This is a genomic window from Faecalibacterium butyricigenerans (assembly GCF_020687345.1).
Lineage (GTDB): Bacteria > Bacillota > Clostridia > Oscillospirales > Ruminococcaceae > Faecalibacterium > Faecalibacterium butyricigenerans.
This window is the reverse complement of the sequence record NZ_JAJEQL010000005.1, coordinates 84,376-97,161: the sequence shown is the minus strand read 5'-3', so window position 1 is coordinate 97,161 and position 12,786 is coordinate 84,376. Positions and strand designations below refer to the sequence as shown.

Below are 12,786 nucleotides of genomic sequence, written 5' to 3'. Positions count from 1 at the left end.
CTTGTTCACAATATTGCGAACATATTAGGTACAAAATAGCATAGCAGAGGAGAGTGAGAGAGGGCAGTGCCTCCCTCTATTCCCCCCTTTGGTTATATCAGGTTCCTGGATTTTAGACGAATCTGCATTGCTTGCTTGGAAACCTCAAAAATATTTGCCATTTCAGCAATGAGCTGTTCATCTGTCCGGCCTATTTTAAGCCGGTAAAAACATTTTTTAATCTGTGGTAAAGGCATCAGCAGAGCAGAGGCCAAAGTATCCGCCTGACGCTCAATTATGCCATGACTTTCGTCGGAAGAAACATTTCCGTTATAAGCAGCAACATCTCCAGTACCAGAGTACAACTTCTTATGTAGTACCCAATGAGCCAGCTCATGGGCACAGGTAAAACGGAGCCGCCCTAATTTTGACGGATCACAAAGCCGTTCATCAATTAAGATTGTACCGGCTCTTACTGCAATCATTCGATACTGTCTCTGTAGCTGGTCATATAAAACAACGGCACCGTCATCGAAAATTGTTTCCCCTAATATCTTGGGGTTTTTTCTTAGTGTATGAAACTCCAGGATTAGATCAAACTTTGTCTCGATAATGGTTTCGATTGGCACAGGACATGGTTGCCCGGATAGCAGAGAGGGATCATATTCCATCAGGATTTTTCGCCCTACCGCCTCGATTGCTTCTGTACGGATTTGTGGAATTGACAAAGCTCTCCCCCCTATCGTTTACGCTCCTTTAGCATTTTCATAAATGTCTGCCATTCTTCATCGGTAGCGTCTACTTCTTTTGCCACACGCAAGGCTGCCCGAACAATATCTTTTTCCATGATATAGTCTGGCAAATCAGCAGATACTGTATTGCGTGATTTTGCAGCCAGATCCAAAAGCAACTCATGTTCTGATTTATCCAAATTCAGAAAGGCAGAGATGCGTTCCACAAAATCTCCAGTGGGAGCAGGACGGCGGCTTTGTTCAATGTCACACAGATAGCCATAAGCAATATTCAAATGCTTGGCTGTATCGCGTAAATTGAATTTATGTGCCTTGCGTTTATCAGCTATAAATGATCCAAAAGTTATATTGCCCACAGCATTCACCTCTCATTTGTTCGACGAACTGCGAACATCTTGCTTATATTGTATATCGAACATCCGTTCACTTCAAGGACAAAAATTCCATTTGAAAAGAGGTGTTAAAAATCAATAACACCTCTTTTGCACTATATAAATTCCTGAGCGATTTGCTGCATTTCCGTAATGCACTCTTTGGGAGAGAGAATTTTTATTTTCCCTTTGAATTTGAATATCCAGCCATAAAAAGTTCCACTGGGGTTCACTTCAATTTTGGCTGTGAAGTGTGTATCATCATACCTATCAACAGCAGCATCTTCTCCATAATGATCTATAATTACTCTCATCAATTCGTTTTCACATAGAAGGGTTACTTCCTTCGATGACTCCGATGTAAACATATCAACCATTTTATTTGTATAGGAGGCTACATCAAATCCCTCTATCGGCATAAAGTAAGTTTCCAGATTTTCTACACTTGTTAGCCGATCTACACGGAAGTGAGCAATCTTCTGATGCTTCAGAGAAAATCCAATCAAATAGTAATGGTCATTTTTCCATTCAAGCGCATAGGGATTTACGACATAATAATATCCATCGTGCTTTAAGATTTTCTTTTTTTCCTGAGTATATTCATAGTATTGGAACCGAATTTGCTGATGGTTTCCAATCGCTGTTTGGATATTATCAATGATATAGTAAACCTTTTCATTATGCGGTTTGACACGGCTGGATAAAGCAGCAAATTTTTGAAGCTGTTCTGCCTGATGTGTGCTGGTCAGACAGCATAATTTCTGTACCAGTTCCTCGGATTTCTTGGCAGAAATGATCTTCGAGGATGCTACTGCGTCTGTCAGCATTTTCAGTTCTGGATACTCAAACAGGCGGCTTCCCATAAAATATTGGTTTTGGGTACTCTTGGCCACCACAATATCAATCCCTGCATCAATCAGCGCATTGGTATCCGCGTAAACAGTCTGCCGCACTGCCTGAATTCCTTTTACATTCAGATGGGCAATGATGTCAGATACTGTGGCGGGATGATTTTCGTCGGTCCGCGCATAGAGAAACCGGAGTAATTCCAGTATCCTCATATTTGTTGAATTCTGCATACTTCACCTCCTCGATTCTTAAAATGGCCTATTTTGTATGGTGTCCAGCCCCAAAGACCAGAAGCAGGGCGACAGCACAGAGAAGTAGGCCAATCCAATTTCGATCCATAATCAGCTTGATTACCGCCACAAGCAGCAGTCCGCCCACCAGGAGCACAACGCCGTTCATTCAGCGTCCTCCCGAGGCATAGTTCCCCATGTGGATGTCCAGCACCCCTCTGGGCGGCTGGATCAGAGCGTCCTCATACTGACACTTCCACTGAATCTCTCGGCACATCTGGCCATCCGCCACGCCGTCTATGGTTTCCCCATCCTGAATGGGGTTATCATGCTCCAATATGTACGATGCCACATTGTAGGCGTGGTTTACCACCCAGTTGGGGTCCATGTCGTGGAAGTGGTACTGGAGGTCGGGCAGGAACAGGGTGCTCATGCCCACCGTGTCGATGAGCATATCTTCGGTACCCTCAATGTTAAAGAAGCGGACATTGACGCCAAAGCGGATGAAGCGGTCCGAGCCTTCGATCTGATGGGAACGCACATCCTCCGCCAGAAACAGCTTGCCGCAGTTCTGGAAATAGAATGCTTCGCATGAGGGGTACAGCTCCGCCAGAGCCTCCAAGAAGTCGATGTCCAGATTGGCACGCTCCAGTGCCGGAAGCGCCGCCGTCAGCATATCGGTAGCTACCACCTGATATTTGCACTCCCGGAAGATCCGCTCCCGGTCCTCCTGGCAGTCCCACATCTGGCTCATCAAAAAGGCATCGAAGCCTTTGCCCTTGAACTTGTCGCATTTCATCACCATCAGCTGCACCGGGCATTTTCCGTCCTTGAACTCTGCAATATGCTCCTGTGCGGCAAAGCCGGCCATTTTCTTATCATAACAGAAGCACTCTGTTGATCCGATGTGCTTCTCCATTATGGCAGTCATTTTTTCTTTATCCGGCATTTCTACCGGTTCTTTGAACAGCATCTGAATGAGATAGGGGCCTCCGGGCTGGGGGCCTTTTTTGTCATCCAGGTTTTGCTGGAACACTTTATTGCTCATACTTATTCCTCACTTTTCCTGATGGCATCTTCGATCTGTCTGCTGACGGTGTCCATATAAAGATACACCCCATCCCTATCACAGTGGTACAGGTTTGAGTAGCTTGTACTCTCATTAGGGCGGATAGGGTTAGGCTCCACCACCTCGGTAGCTTCCAGCAGACCGACACTCAGTTCAGCCGCGGCAGTGAGGGCCTTTTTCAGCACAGCAAGCTGTCCGTTGCTCCAAATCCTCTCCAGATCTTCACACACTTTGGGGTCCTGCTCCAGATTACGGAGAAGTTGCACAACCTGCTTCGGAGACAGGTAGACACCGGCGCAGTAGTTTTCAATGATCTGATTTTCTGCCGGATTTGGAAAAGCTGTTGGCACCACCTGTTCCCATGAGGTAAAGTAGCGCGCATATTCTGGCTTCTCCTCTATCAAAAAGGAAAAACCGCTCCCTCTAGTGTAATAGTAATCTCGGAAAAAGCCCTGGATCACCGCAATATAAAAGCCGTGGCTCTTGTCAAACAATTCATCCGGCTCTGTCCCCGCACCGACCCGCAAGGTATCCAGATATTTTTCCGCATAGAAATCCTCTATCCCATTCTGTGCGGCAAGAGCCAGCACCTTTTCTTCCTGCCCCTGCTGGACCCAGGAAAGCGGGGTAAAATACCATTCCTGCATTTCTTCTGGGGAAATCGGGTGAAAACTCACATCGTATCCCATAAAATCCTCCTTTCACTCACACTCAGGCGATTCCTCTAATGAACCGATTATTTCCTGTAGTTCAAAAAGCGCATCTTCTGCCTGGCGGCCTGTTTCCTCGCCCCAAAACCGATTTCCCCCAGCTAACTGATCAATTAGATTAAATATGGCAACTGCGTCAGGGATAGGGATAGCTCCCGCTACCTTCCACTCTGTCTCTTTTTTGTGAAGGTAGGTTTTTATCTCTCCAAACAACTGCTCATGAAAGATATTATTACAACGCAGTTCCACAAGAAATCCATTTTCGCCATAAACTATATCTGAAAAATTTATGTTCAAATATTCCTTCATAGACACATCCTCCTTCTTAATCCCACCAGAAGTACCAAACAGTGGACTGCCGCAGCACATCGGCCAGAGCGCCCACGGTGGCGTCCTCTGGGCCTTGGTCAATTACATCGGGACAGAAGCCATACAGTTCCACTGCTGCATCCATAGCCTTCTCCTTGGGAACGGGAGCCGGGAGCAGGAACTCCAACTCGTCGTGGCTCATGGCAGCAGGCACCGCCCCATGCTGTTCAAACCAGTATTTCGCAACTGCCATTAACTCCGGCGTGTCAGGACACTCATTCCAGCCACCAAAGGGCAGGTAGGCGAATATCTCCCAAGGATTCTTCACGGGGATTTTAGCCAGAATGAGAGGATGCCCTCTATATGTCCAGCCTGGGCAACCGGCCCGACCTGTTCCCGGAGTCCGGGTATGTGGACAAATACACGAAACCGCCCGCCGACTACGATGTGCCGGAGGAATATCTGGACGATGAAACCTTTGCGGCTATCTTGGGCGAGGCGGAAAAGTACCTGGGTTATCCCTATGTGTGGGGCGGCAGCTCCCCCGCCACTTCCTTTGACTGCTCTGGCTTCGTATCCTGGGTGATCAATCACTCCGGCTGGGATGTGGGCCGCCTGGGGGCCCAGGGGCTCTACAACATCTGCACCCCCACCAGCGTGCCCCGCCCCGGCGATCTGGTCTTTTTTGAGGGTACCTATGATACAAGCGGCGTTTCCCACTGTGGTATCTATGTGGGGGACGGGATGATGATCCATGCGGGCGATCCCATCAGCTACGCGAATTTGAATACAAGCTACTGGCAGTCCCATTTCTACGCCTACGGGCGTTTACCATGATTGGAGGTACTCTATGGCGGCAAGCAAAAGCCAAAAAATCCAGGCCGAGATCGAAAAGGTCAAGGCCAAAATCAACGAGCAGCAGGCCCGGCTCAAGGAGCTGGAGAAAAACAAGCTGGAGGCGGAAAACAGCGAGATCGTGGACATCGTGCGGGGTCTGAGCATTTCCCTGGAGGAGCTGCCCCTGGTGCTTCAGCAGCTCCGGGAGGGTACTTCTGGACAAAGTGTCCAGAAGTCGGGGCCTATGGAAAAGGAGGAAAATTGAATATGAAACGATGGAAGTCTTTGACGGCGGCGCTTTGCGCCGCTGTTCTTTTATGCGGATTCAGCACCACCGCCTATGCTGGGGGCGGCGAGTATGAGGACTACGGCGATCCCACAATGGAAACCCTGGCCCCGGAGCCGGAGCCTACCATAGAGCCCGGCCAGGGCTTTTCGGAGGAGGGCGGTTTTGTGACCCGCGACCTGCTCTATGACGAAAACACCAACAAGCAGTTTATCACCGTCCAGACCAGCGGCGGGGCTACATTTTATTTCGTCATTGACTACGACAAGCCCGTGGACGAGGAGGGCGAACAGTACGAAACCTATTTTCTGAATGTGGTGGACGAAGCCGACCTGCTGGCCGCAGCCGAGGCCGCTGGCGTGGAACAGGCGGTGTGCTCCTGCTCTGAAAAATGCGAGGTGGGGGCTGTCAATACAGAGTGCGCCGTCTGCTCTGTCAATATGGGAAAATGCGTGGGCGTCGCCCCGGAGCCTGCGGAAACTGAGGAGCCTGCGGAGGAGCCGGAAACAGGCGGCAGCATGGGGAGGCTCCTTCTCATCCTGGCAGTGGCTGGGATCGGCGGCGGGGCCGCGTTCTATTTCAAGGTGATCCGGCCCAAACAGCAGCAGGCCGCCGAGCCGGAGGAGGACTACGGCGAGGAGGACTATGAGGACGACGGCCCGCCCTGGGACGAGGACGAAAACAGCGAGGAGGATGAGGAATGAACTTTACCAATAACCCCTATGAAAAAATGATGAAACAGAAGCCCCGGCCTCTGGCCCCCTCCATCCCCAAAGCGCCCAAAGGCTCCCGTTGCTCCGGGTGCCCCTACTGGCGGGGGATCAGCTGCGTGTCCTGCTACCGGGAGCTTTTGAAAACCCCTGCCGGGAGGTGATGGGGTGGCCCGTGAACTGACCCGCGAGGAAAAAAGGAAAATCCGCGCCCTGGTGGTGAAGTGGTGCGCCAACTATAACAAGGAATATGGATGCCTGCCCCTGGAGTGCGAATGTTATATGTTCGGCAAATGCTGGACGGGGGCCTATTGCCGTTATTTCCGGGAGGCTGTCCTGCCCCTTGATCCGGCGCTGGAGGCGGCGCTCTTGACCGAGGGCCCGCCCCCGGTTTTCAAACCCTGCCCCATCTGCGGCGGGGCTGTCCCCGTGGATGGGCGCATGGCCTACTGCTCCGAGGTTTGCGCCCGGATCGCCCTGCGGCGGCAAAAGCGGGAGTATATGCGGAAAAAGCGGAGGTGATGTGTGGAAAATTAGGCCCCGGAAAACCCGCTGATCACAAGGCTTTCCGGGGCCGGTTTTGGGGTGGGCCGTATGTTTCTTTGGCCTACCCCCGTTTTAGCCAAATGCTTTCCACATCCCCACGCTGTCACTTCTGGACACTTTGTCCAGAGGTGGCGGCCTATTTGATTATGACAAGGAGGCGGTATTCTGGAAGAAAATCAAGGCTATGTGATACGCCACACGATCCTGTTTGACAACAAATGTGGCTTTGTGCTGGGGGAAAACCCCAAGGCTCCAAACCCCTATGTAACATGGCAATTCAACGAGCAGGACGGGCACCGGGACTTCTTTTGGGGCCACTATCACAACGAGCCGGATATGGCAGAACGGGATTTTCACAATCGGGCTGAGGACTATCAGCGGCGCTATCATGTGTTTGAGGTAGAGCAGGCCCCGGACAAGGAAACCTACAAATACTACTCCACCCAGCGGCCCATCGACATCGGCACCTACCCGAACAGCTACTTTAACCGTCCTGTCCACATGGATTTATATTTCACCCGCCTGGAAGTGACGGGTGAGGCGTTCCAGGCGTGTGGTGCCATCACCTATGCCCAGCCGCTGACTGAGCGGGAAATGCAGGATTATGAACTGCGGCCCTCCCGTGAAAATCTGGACATCCGGCGGCAGATGGATGCCCAGGCCCAGGTGGTAGGCAAATGGGAGGACGCCCACCATGTCCCGGAACAAAGGCGGCTGACCTGGTTTTATCCCGACTTTGGCAGCTATGTGGCGAAAGAGTATGTCACCCCGGAGCAGCTTACCGCCCGCGCCCGTGGGGTGGAGCGTCAAGTAGCAGCTAAGGCCCACAAACAGGCGAAAGAAAAACAGCCGATTGCCGAACAAATCAAGGCCGCCCAGCGGGAGGCCCTGGAGCACCGGGAGCCGGAGGCTCCAAAAAAGAAAGCCCCCGATAGGGGCGAGCGTTAGGAGGTATGTGTATGGAAAAACAGAGGGAACAGGATCGGGCCGACCTGGAAATGAAAAGGCTGTGCGGCGTGTTTGGCTCCCCCCAGCCCCCGGAGGAGGAAAAGCCGCTGGACAAGGTAAAGGAGCCGCCCCGCCCCTATCGGAGCCGGGAGCGCGAGGAACGGTGAGCCAGAAAAAGCGCCGCCGCCCTGTCCATCTTCATGTGATGGTGTCCGAGGAGGAGCTGGCGCTGATCCGGGAGCGCATGGCCGAGGCGGGTGTCCGTAACCTGGGGGCCTATGTGCGGAAAATGGCGCTCAACGGCTATGTGCTCCATGTTGACCTTTCGCCCGTCCGGGAGTTGGTATCACTCCAGCGGCGGTGCTCCAACAATCTAAACCAGGTGGCGATCCAGGCGAACACCTACGGCGGCATTTACCCGGAGGAGATCAAGGCCCTCCAGCGGGACTATGAAACCCTGTGGGAGCCGCTGTCCGACCTGCTCAAAAAGCTGTCGGCGGTGGTGGAGCTTTAACCCTTGCCGGGGAGCGCAACGCTCCCCGGCTGCCCCGGCTTCTGGACACTTTGCCCAGAGGTGGGGGCAGCCGGAGTCATCCTTGTTGGCCCCCTCTTACTGAGTTATAATATACATATAGAGGCAAATAGCAAACTTTTGTAGGAGGTATGAACCATGCGTATCATTTTGAAAATCATCGCGGCCCCCTTTGTTCTGGCGCTGATCCTCGCTGTGGCGGTGCTCTCGTTCCTCTCCTGCATCGCAGGGGCGCTCTGCTGGCTGGCGTGTACGGTTTTCGTTCTGCTGGCGGCCTGCGGTTTTTTCGCAGGGCTGCATACCGGGTGTATTGCCATGCTGGTGCTGGCGTTTTTGGTTTCCCCCTTTGGGCTCCCGGCCATCGGGGAGTGGCTGCTGGAGCGCCTGTATGGGGTGAAATACGCTTTGCAGGATTTTATGTTTAGCTGATGACCTCTGGACACTTTGTCCAGAAGTGCCGGGCGGCGGGGATTTTCCCGTCGCCCGCTTTTCGTCTATCTGGAGGAGGTGAGCCTACGGCCACAACACGCTTGATCACCCACCATATCAGCAAGGGGGAAACTGTTGCCCAATCGCTGAAAGACCGTTTCGACTACGGCCAAAACCCGGAGAAAACCCAAGGCGGGGAGCTCATTTCCGCCTATGAGTGCGACCACCGCACAGCCGATGCCGAGTTTCTGCTGGCAAAGGCAAAGTACAAAGCCGTCACGGGCCGGGAGCAGCGGCGGGATGCGGATGTGCTGTGCTATCAGATCCGGCAGTCCTTCCGTCCTGGAGAGATCACCCCGGAGGAGGCAAACCGGGTGGGCTATGAAACGGCTATGCGCTGGACAAAGGGGAAGCACGCCTTTTTCGTTGCCACATGATAGGCAATCACATCATCCGCACCGCGCACTCGTCCGGTAGCGGCAATGTACTGCCGCTTTGCCAGAAGAAACTCTGCATCCGCAGTCCGGCTGTCACACGCATAGCCGGTAATGAGTCTGCCGTTATCTGTTTTCTTTGGATTGGCCACATAGTCGATGATGTCACTGATCGCCCGACTTTCTGTGCGACCCTTGCCGACATGAAGCGGCATGATTCTTGTGGTTGCCATAGGTCAGACCTCCTTCCCGAAAAGAAAACGGCCTGCCGTAGCAGACCGCTTTCACTATTCTATAAAACTTTCTTCATCGAAAAAATTGAACTCATCATCTTCTAAGTGTCTTGGTGGAAATCTCATTTCATATTGCTCTTGCGCCAATGCACGGACATTAGGCCGCCTATCCTTTAGTCGATTTTTCAGCCAGGACAACTGCTCTTTCGATAGCCTCCATGGAAGATTCAAAAGACGATTCAGTGTCATCAGTTCAGCCTGCTTTTCTGCTGGTAGCAAAGCACAGGATTTACAAATGTGGGCTGCATGACCTTTGCCTGAAAATTTTTCGTTGGCTTTGTATTCGCCACAAATTTTACAATAATGTCCATGCTTTTTCATAAGCTGATACCTTTCTCGCAAAGTGCATATAACCTGCGAATTGCTTTCATAATCACATCCCATTCCAAATCAGAAGCATAAGAAAACTTTTTACGGTATGCCTCCCAAAGTTTTTGCATAACCGAATCATTTTCTACTTCGTTAAAAACTTCTTCAGCCTGGTTAAGATACTTCTCAGATCCCCGTTTATGAGCAGTTGCCAGAAGCGCATCATGTAAAATTTTCGGGTTCAGCGTGGTTCCATGCAGCTGTTCTAAAATGTAAATATCGTAGAAATCTCTCATGCGGGTATTGGTTGTGGTTCTGGTAATAATGGTTTCCAGTTTTTCTGCCAGCACAGTTTCTAAATTATAAGCCCAAATATCAATGGAGCGATCTTCCAGCATAAGTTTGAATGAATACCGAACCTCTCTTGGAGTGATTGCATCTCCCGTAGAAATATCAATTTTCAAAGGGGTCACTACACCATCGAATGTTGTACTCATGCTGACACGAATCCCCGGATACTCTGCTTCATCCATAATCTCCGAAATACTTTTCAGCTGAAATTTAACACCATCATCAATCGGAACAGTTACGATTGATGAAATTAGATTCTCAATATCCTCCACATTAACATTAGCTCCTTTTATGGTTGCATCCAAATCCATCGTAGAGCGGGCATCCAATCCAACCATAGCCGCTACCAACATACCACCCTTTAAGATAAACTTATCACGATACTCAGAAAGAGAAATACGCTCCAAAAAACGCTCCATCATGTAGTTCCTCATTAAAATCTGAGCATCTGCGGATTTTTCTCTGGAAAGGTTTCGTATTAAATCTTTAAGCTGCCTTGCTGTTTTTATCATAAAAGTACCTCCAAATACTGTCGTAAAATTTTTTCCACCTTGAACATCCCGGCATATTGCATTAAAGCTCGCAGGTTCTTATCTTTTCTACGGGCATACGCTTTCAGTGCTCCCTGAAAGGTCTGAATTTCAATTCTGCTACGGCTTCTGAGCAAATCACAGATCGTTCGCTCCATATCATAAACCGGCACAGTATGCCCGAACGGAGTTTTCGCTGTTGTAAGTCCTACATCATGTAAGTCTGCTTTAATCGTAAAAACTTGAATGCCTTCTGCTTTCATTTTGCTTGGATTGCATCCAGTTTTGACCGTAACTGTATATTCTATTGGTTCACGGTCTGTCAGATCGTGAAAAAATAAAGCTGTTTCATGTGAAAATACTGCTTGTTCAAATCGCAAATGAAGCAGATACATGGCATCCACCCAGGAATCTTTGGACAGATAAATCCCATGTGCAACTCTATCCAAATCTCGTGAACGCACATAATCATAAAATACCGGCTTTGAAATTCCAGAGGATACGACCTGTGATGTTCGCAGCATTCCTTCTTGTGCTGTTAGCATCTGATCCAGCTGTTCAAATTGTCCCATCATGTCACTTCCTTTCGTACTAATATTATATTCAATATTAGTTCAAAAGTAAAGTCGTGGATATATAGTTTCTCTTTCCAAATTTAACAGACGGTGTTTGGCATTTTGTGGCTTTGCGTATTTTTTATCCATAAACCCAATCCTGAATGGCAAATTTCAAACTCTGCACCTTACCCATCAGCCAGATTGCAGCCAACGGCAGCCCCATAGGGCTAATCAAAAATGCCATAACCAGCAAAATCACACCATTTTGCGGGGAATAGGTAATAAGCACAGCCACGCCAAGCAGAGCAATTACAGTGCTGAGCAGACCAAGCACCAGACCGGATATGTAGATCAGCCCCGTGCAGAGCCAGACAAAAAGCGTCAGCACCAAAATGACCGGTGCAGTTATAATCATCAAAAGCCCTTTCAAAATCTTCATGTCATTTCCTCCTTGCAGCGTTCTTGGTATCTTTTCTAATCATATTATCCGGCATGGGCAGGCAAAAGACAAGGATACCGATAAAAAGAAAAAGCGGAGAGAGGAGCAGCGAAGTAATGCCGTTCCTCCCTCCGCAAATGGAGTATCTATCCCTGTTATAAAAGTTCGGAAAGCTGGGTAAGGATTTCCTCTACGCCCTCCCATAACTGTTCCTGCCGCTGGGATATATCCTCCAAGTCAGCATCATAAACCCGCCCAGTCTCATGCACTTTACGGGTCAGCTGGTTTAAGTTGTTGCTGTTTCGGCGCATCAGGGAAACAAGCTCCTTCAGCTCCGGCAGCTCCAGCTTGACTACATACCCATCCAGCGCCATTTTTCTTAGATAGGCTTCACGGTTGGAGGTTCCAAACTGAGACATTTTTTGCTCAATCACAGCAAGCTCCTCCGCTGAAACTCTAAAGTTTAATTGCATATCCCGCTTACGCTTTGCCATGGTTATCTCTCCGGTCCCTGTTTCTTCGGGGCGGCAGGCTTATGGGCAGGCAGTTCCTGCTTGAGCTTATCCCGTACAGAGGGGCGGGACGGTTGTATCTTTTCTCCCTGAGTACGGCTGCGCTGCTGTTCTTCTCGCACCAGATCAATAAAGCCATCCAGCACAGCAGGGTGGCTGTTTAAGGCATAACCACAACGGACGGTTTCGGTATTATCGTTAGGAATGGTCTTGGCCCATTCTTTGTTGCGTCGGGAGTAACGCCCATCCCAGTCCTGAAGCTGGACCGTGTTAGACAGAACCATGGACACACGCTCCATGCCATAGGTCACGATCACACCCTTTGCCGCATCGTGGCTGAGATACATTCCGTCGAAGTGCTCCCGCACCGCCGCTTCAATAGATTCCTTGCATTGGCGATTTACATTGTTGGAAGCTCGGTACTGCTCCAGCTCCCCATGTTCTCTCGCATAGGCAGCTGAATGGGGATAGATCGGTGTTGTTCGCAGTTCCTCTTTAGCTCTGCACACATCGTCGGCACGGTTCTCAATGCTGTCCCGGATCACATCCATGTGACCGGTCTCCAGCTTTTCAAAGTAGCGGTACACATCCGCCAGCGGCGAAGAAGATTCCAAAAGTGCCTTGGCCTGGGCGTCGGTCAGCTCCAGCTCCTCCATTGCCATCACAATATCCTCACGGACAGTATATTCATAGGTGTGGTGCAGGATTTCTTCCGGGGGGCGGCTTTTCAGCCAGTCCCTGTATTTTTCCTGCTCAGCAGCCATCTTTTCATAAAGAGCCGTATTCAGATCGTTGGTATTCATG

General features: G+C 50.3%; 20 protein-coding genes and 4 pseudogenes. 10 read left to right on the top strand and 14 right to left on the bottom strand.

Features of this window, described 5'->3' with window-relative positions; all coding sequences use genetic code 11:
* Nucleotides 1-92: 92 nt before the first annotated feature.
* From LKD23_RS03575 to LKD23_RS03545, 7 genes and pseudogenes are all read right to left on the bottom strand, one after another.
* A complete protein-coding gene (locus tag LKD23_RS03575) occupies nucleotides 93-650 on the bottom strand; it encodes an ImmA/IrrE family metallo-endopeptidase (protein WP_431834215.1) in 558 nt (185 codons plus the stop codon).
* A gap of 68 nt (nucleotides 651-718) precedes the next feature.
* Nucleotides 719-1,087, bottom strand: coding sequence for a helix-turn-helix domain-containing protein (locus LKD23_RS03570; protein ID WP_227620388.1), 369 nt, complete (start codon nucleotides 1,085-1,087; stop codon nucleotides 719-721).
* 131 nt (nucleotides 1,088-1,218) lie between these two features.
* The gene (locus LKD23_RS03565; RefSeq protein WP_227620387.1) at nucleotides 1,219-2,181 is read right to left on the bottom strand and encodes a helix-turn-helix transcriptional regulator; all 963 of its coding nucleotides are present in this window, start codon (nucleotides 2,179-2,181) and stop codon (nucleotides 1,219-1,221) included.
* A gap of 169 nt (nucleotides 2,182-2,350) precedes the next feature.
* Nucleotides 2,351-3,229 (bottom strand): DUF4261 domain-containing protein, encoded by an 879-nt coding sequence (locus tag LKD23_RS03560; protein ID WP_118562866.1) that lies wholly within the window; start codon nucleotides 3,227-3,229, stop codon nucleotides 2,351-2,353.
* A 2-nt stretch (nucleotides 3,230-3,231) separates the two neighbouring features.
* The gene (locus LKD23_RS03555; RefSeq protein ID WP_118562865.1) at nucleotides 3,232-3,939 is read right to left on the bottom strand and encodes a hypothetical protein; all 708 of its coding nucleotides are present in this window, start codon (nucleotides 3,937-3,939) and stop codon (nucleotides 3,232-3,234) included.
* Between the two features lie 12 nt (nucleotides 3,940-3,951).
* A complete protein-coding gene (locus LKD23_RS03550) occupies nucleotides 3,952-4,269 on the bottom strand; it encodes a hypothetical protein (protein WP_227620386.1) in 318 nt (105 codons plus the stop codon).
* Between the two features lie 16 nt (nucleotides 4,270-4,285).
* A pseudogene (locus LKD23_RS03545) lies at nucleotides 4,286-4,624 on the bottom strand (DUF4253 domain-containing protein); the annotation flags it as partial.
* Here LKD23_RS03545 and LKD23_RS03540 point away from each other — a divergent pair.
* The 10 genes and pseudogenes from LKD23_RS03540 to LKD23_RS03495 all read left to right on the top strand — a co-directional run.
* A pseudogene (locus tag LKD23_RS03540) lies at nucleotides 4,624-5,106 on the top strand (C40 family peptidase); the annotation flags it as partial. The pseudogenes LKD23_RS03545 and LKD23_RS03540 overlap by 1 nt on opposite strands.
* Nucleotides 5,107-5,119: 13 nt before the next feature.
* A complete protein-coding gene (locus LKD23_RS03535; protein ID WP_025483358.1) occupies nucleotides 5,120-5,371 on the top strand; it encodes a DUF4315 family protein in 252 nt (83 codons plus the stop codon).
* 2 nt (nucleotides 5,372-5,373) lie between these two features.
* Entirely contained in the window at nucleotides 5,374-6,096 is a 723-nt protein-coding gene (locus tag LKD23_RS03530) for a DUF4366 domain-containing protein (RefSeq protein WP_025483356.1), read from the top strand.
* Nucleotides 6,093-6,266, top strand: coding sequence for a hypothetical protein (locus tag LKD23_RS03525; RefSeq protein WP_166460027.1), 174 nt, complete (start codon nucleotides 6,093-6,095; stop codon nucleotides 6,264-6,266). Before LKD23_RS03530 ends, LKD23_RS03525 begins: the two co-directional genes overlap by 4 nt.
* A gap of 4 nt (nucleotides 6,267-6,270) precedes the next feature.
* Nucleotides 6,271-6,624 carry a cysteine-rich VLP domain-containing protein gene (locus tag LKD23_RS03520; RefSeq protein WP_025483355.1) on the top strand — a complete coding sequence of 118 codons (354 nt, stop codon included), beginning with the start codon at nucleotides 6,271-6,273 and terminating at the stop codon, nucleotides 6,622-6,624.
* Nucleotides 6,625-6,834: 210 nt separating this feature from the next.
* Nucleotides 6,835-7,596 (top strand): defense against restriction DarA-related protein, encoded by a 762-nt coding sequence (locus tag LKD23_RS03515; RefSeq protein WP_051400576.1) that lies wholly within the window; start codon nucleotides 6,835-6,837, stop codon nucleotides 7,594-7,596.
* Between the two features lie 11 nt (nucleotides 7,597-7,607).
* Nucleotides 7,608-7,763: a hypothetical protein gene (locus tag LKD23_RS03510; protein WP_015563773.1), complete on the top strand. Its 156-nt coding sequence runs from the start codon at nucleotides 7,608-7,610 to the stop codon at nucleotides 7,761-7,763.
* A complete protein-coding gene (locus LKD23_RS03505) occupies nucleotides 7,760-8,110 on the top strand; it encodes a plasmid mobilization protein (RefSeq protein ID WP_002578766.1) in 351 nt (116 codons plus the stop codon). Before LKD23_RS03510 ends, LKD23_RS03505 begins: the two co-directional genes overlap by 4 nt.
* A 156-nt stretch (nucleotides 8,111-8,266) precedes the next feature.
* The gene (locus LKD23_RS03500) at nucleotides 8,267-8,557 is read left to right on the top strand and encodes a CD1845 family protein (protein ID WP_015563774.1); all 291 of its coding nucleotides are present in this window, start codon (nucleotides 8,267-8,269) and stop codon (nucleotides 8,555-8,557) included.
* Between the two features lie 101 nt (nucleotides 8,558-8,658).
* A pseudogene (locus tag LKD23_RS03495) lies at nucleotides 8,659-8,991 on the top strand (relaxase/mobilization nuclease domain-containing protein); the annotation flags it as partial.
* Here LKD23_RS03495 and LKD23_RS03490 read toward each other — a convergent pair.
* The 7 genes and pseudogenes from LKD23_RS03490 to LKD23_RS03460 all read right to left on the bottom strand — a co-directional run.
* Nucleotides 8,988-9,224 (bottom strand): annotated as a pseudogene (locus LKD23_RS03490) (relaxase/mobilization nuclease domain-containing protein); the annotation flags it as partial. The pseudogenes LKD23_RS03495 and LKD23_RS03490 sit on opposite strands and share 4 nt — an antisense overlap.
* A 54-nt stretch (nucleotides 9,225-9,278) precedes the next feature.
* Nucleotides 9,279-9,605, bottom strand: coding sequence for a hypothetical protein (locus LKD23_RS03485; RefSeq protein WP_227620384.1), 327 nt, complete (start codon nucleotides 9,603-9,605; stop codon nucleotides 9,279-9,281).
* Entirely contained in the window at nucleotides 9,602-10,456 is an 855-nt protein-coding gene (locus LKD23_RS03480; protein WP_227620383.1) for a nucleotidyl transferase AbiEii/AbiGii toxin family protein, read from the bottom strand. The genes LKD23_RS03485 and LKD23_RS03480 overlap by 4 nt, the downstream gene beginning before the upstream one ends.
* Nucleotides 10,453-11,046: a type IV toxin-antitoxin system AbiEi family antitoxin domain-containing protein gene (locus LKD23_RS03475; protein ID WP_425516120.1), complete on the bottom strand. Its 594-nt coding sequence runs from the start codon at nucleotides 11,044-11,046 to the stop codon at nucleotides 10,453-10,455. Before LKD23_RS03475 ends, LKD23_RS03480 begins: the two co-directional genes overlap by 4 nt.
* A 124-nt stretch (nucleotides 11,047-11,170) precedes the next feature.
* Nucleotides 11,171-11,470 carry a CD1845 family protein gene (locus LKD23_RS03470; RefSeq protein WP_008816745.1) on the bottom strand — a complete coding sequence of 100 codons (300 nt, stop codon included), beginning with the start codon at nucleotides 11,468-11,470 and terminating at the stop codon, nucleotides 11,171-11,173.
* Between the two features lie 155 nt (nucleotides 11,471-11,625).
* Nucleotides 11,626-11,970, bottom strand: a complete 345-nt coding sequence (locus LKD23_RS03465) for a plasmid mobilization protein (protein WP_024739418.1) — start codon at nucleotides 11,968-11,970, stop codon at nucleotides 11,626-11,628.
* Nucleotides 11,967-12,785, bottom strand: a complete 819-nt coding sequence (locus tag LKD23_RS03460; RefSeq protein ID WP_227620382.1) for a DUF3848 domain-containing protein — start codon at nucleotides 12,783-12,785, stop codon at nucleotides 11,967-11,969. The genes LKD23_RS03465 and LKD23_RS03460 overlap by 4 nt, the downstream gene beginning before the upstream one ends.
* Nucleotide 12,786 lies beyond the last annotated feature (1 nt).

Bases quoted from the DNA above. Each gene is read 5' to 3' on its own strand.
- LKD23_RS03560 (WP_118562866.1), bottom strand. From the start codon at position 3,229: ATGAGCAATAAAGTGTTCCAGCAAAACCTGGATGACAAAAAAGGCCCC.
- LKD23_RS03535 (WP_025483358.1), top strand. From the start codon at position 5,120: ATGGCGGCAAGCAAAAGCCAAAAAATCCAGGCCGAGATCGAAAAGGTC.
- LKD23_RS03565 (WP_227620387.1), bottom strand. From the start codon at position 2,181: ATGCAGAATTCAACAAATATGAGGATACTGGAATTACTCCGGTTTCTC.
- LKD23_RS03460 (WP_227620382.1), bottom strand. From the start codon at position 12,785: ATGAATACCAACGATCTGAATACGGCTCTTTATGAAAAGATGGCTGCT.
- LKD23_RS03485 (WP_227620384.1), bottom strand. From the start codon at position 9,605: ATGAAAAAGCATGGACATTATTGTAAAATTTGTGGCGAATACAAAGCC.
- LKD23_RS03530 (WP_025483356.1), top strand. From the start codon at position 5,374: ATGAAACGATGGAAGTCTTTGACGGCGGCGCTTTGCGCCGCTGTTCTT.
- LKD23_RS03475 (WP_425516120.1), bottom strand. From the start codon at position 11,046: ATGGGACAATTTGAACAGCTGGATCAGATGCTAACAGCACAAGAAGGA.
- LKD23_RS03470 (WP_008816745.1), bottom strand. From the start codon at position 11,470: ATGAAGATTTTGAAAGGGCTTTTGATGATTATAACTGCACCGGTCATT.
- LKD23_RS03555 (WP_118562865.1), bottom strand. From the start codon at position 3,939: ATGGGATACGATGTGAGTTTTCACCCGATTTCCCCAGAAGAAATGCAG.
- LKD23_RS03480 (WP_227620383.1), bottom strand. From the start codon at position 10,456: ATGATAAAAACAGCAAGGCAGCTTAAAGATTTAATACGAAACCTTTCC.
- LKD23_RS03510 (WP_015563773.1), top strand. From the start codon at position 7,608: ATGGAAAAACAGAGGGAACAGGATCGGGCCGACCTGGAAATGAAAAGG.
- LKD23_RS03525 (WP_166460027.1), top strand. From the start codon at position 6,093: ATGAACTTTACCAATAACCCCTATGAAAAAATGATGAAACAGAAGCCC.
- LKD23_RS03550 (WP_227620386.1), bottom strand. From the start codon at position 4,269: ATGAAGGAATATTTGAACATAAATTTTTCAGATATAGTTTATGGCGAA.
- LKD23_RS03575 (WP_431834215.1), bottom strand. From the start codon at position 650: ATGGAATATGATCCCTCTCTGCTATCCGGGCAACCATGTCCTGTGCCA.
- LKD23_RS03500 (WP_015563774.1), top strand. From the start codon at position 8,267: ATGCGTATCATTTTGAAAATCATCGCGGCCCCCTTTGTTCTGGCGCTG.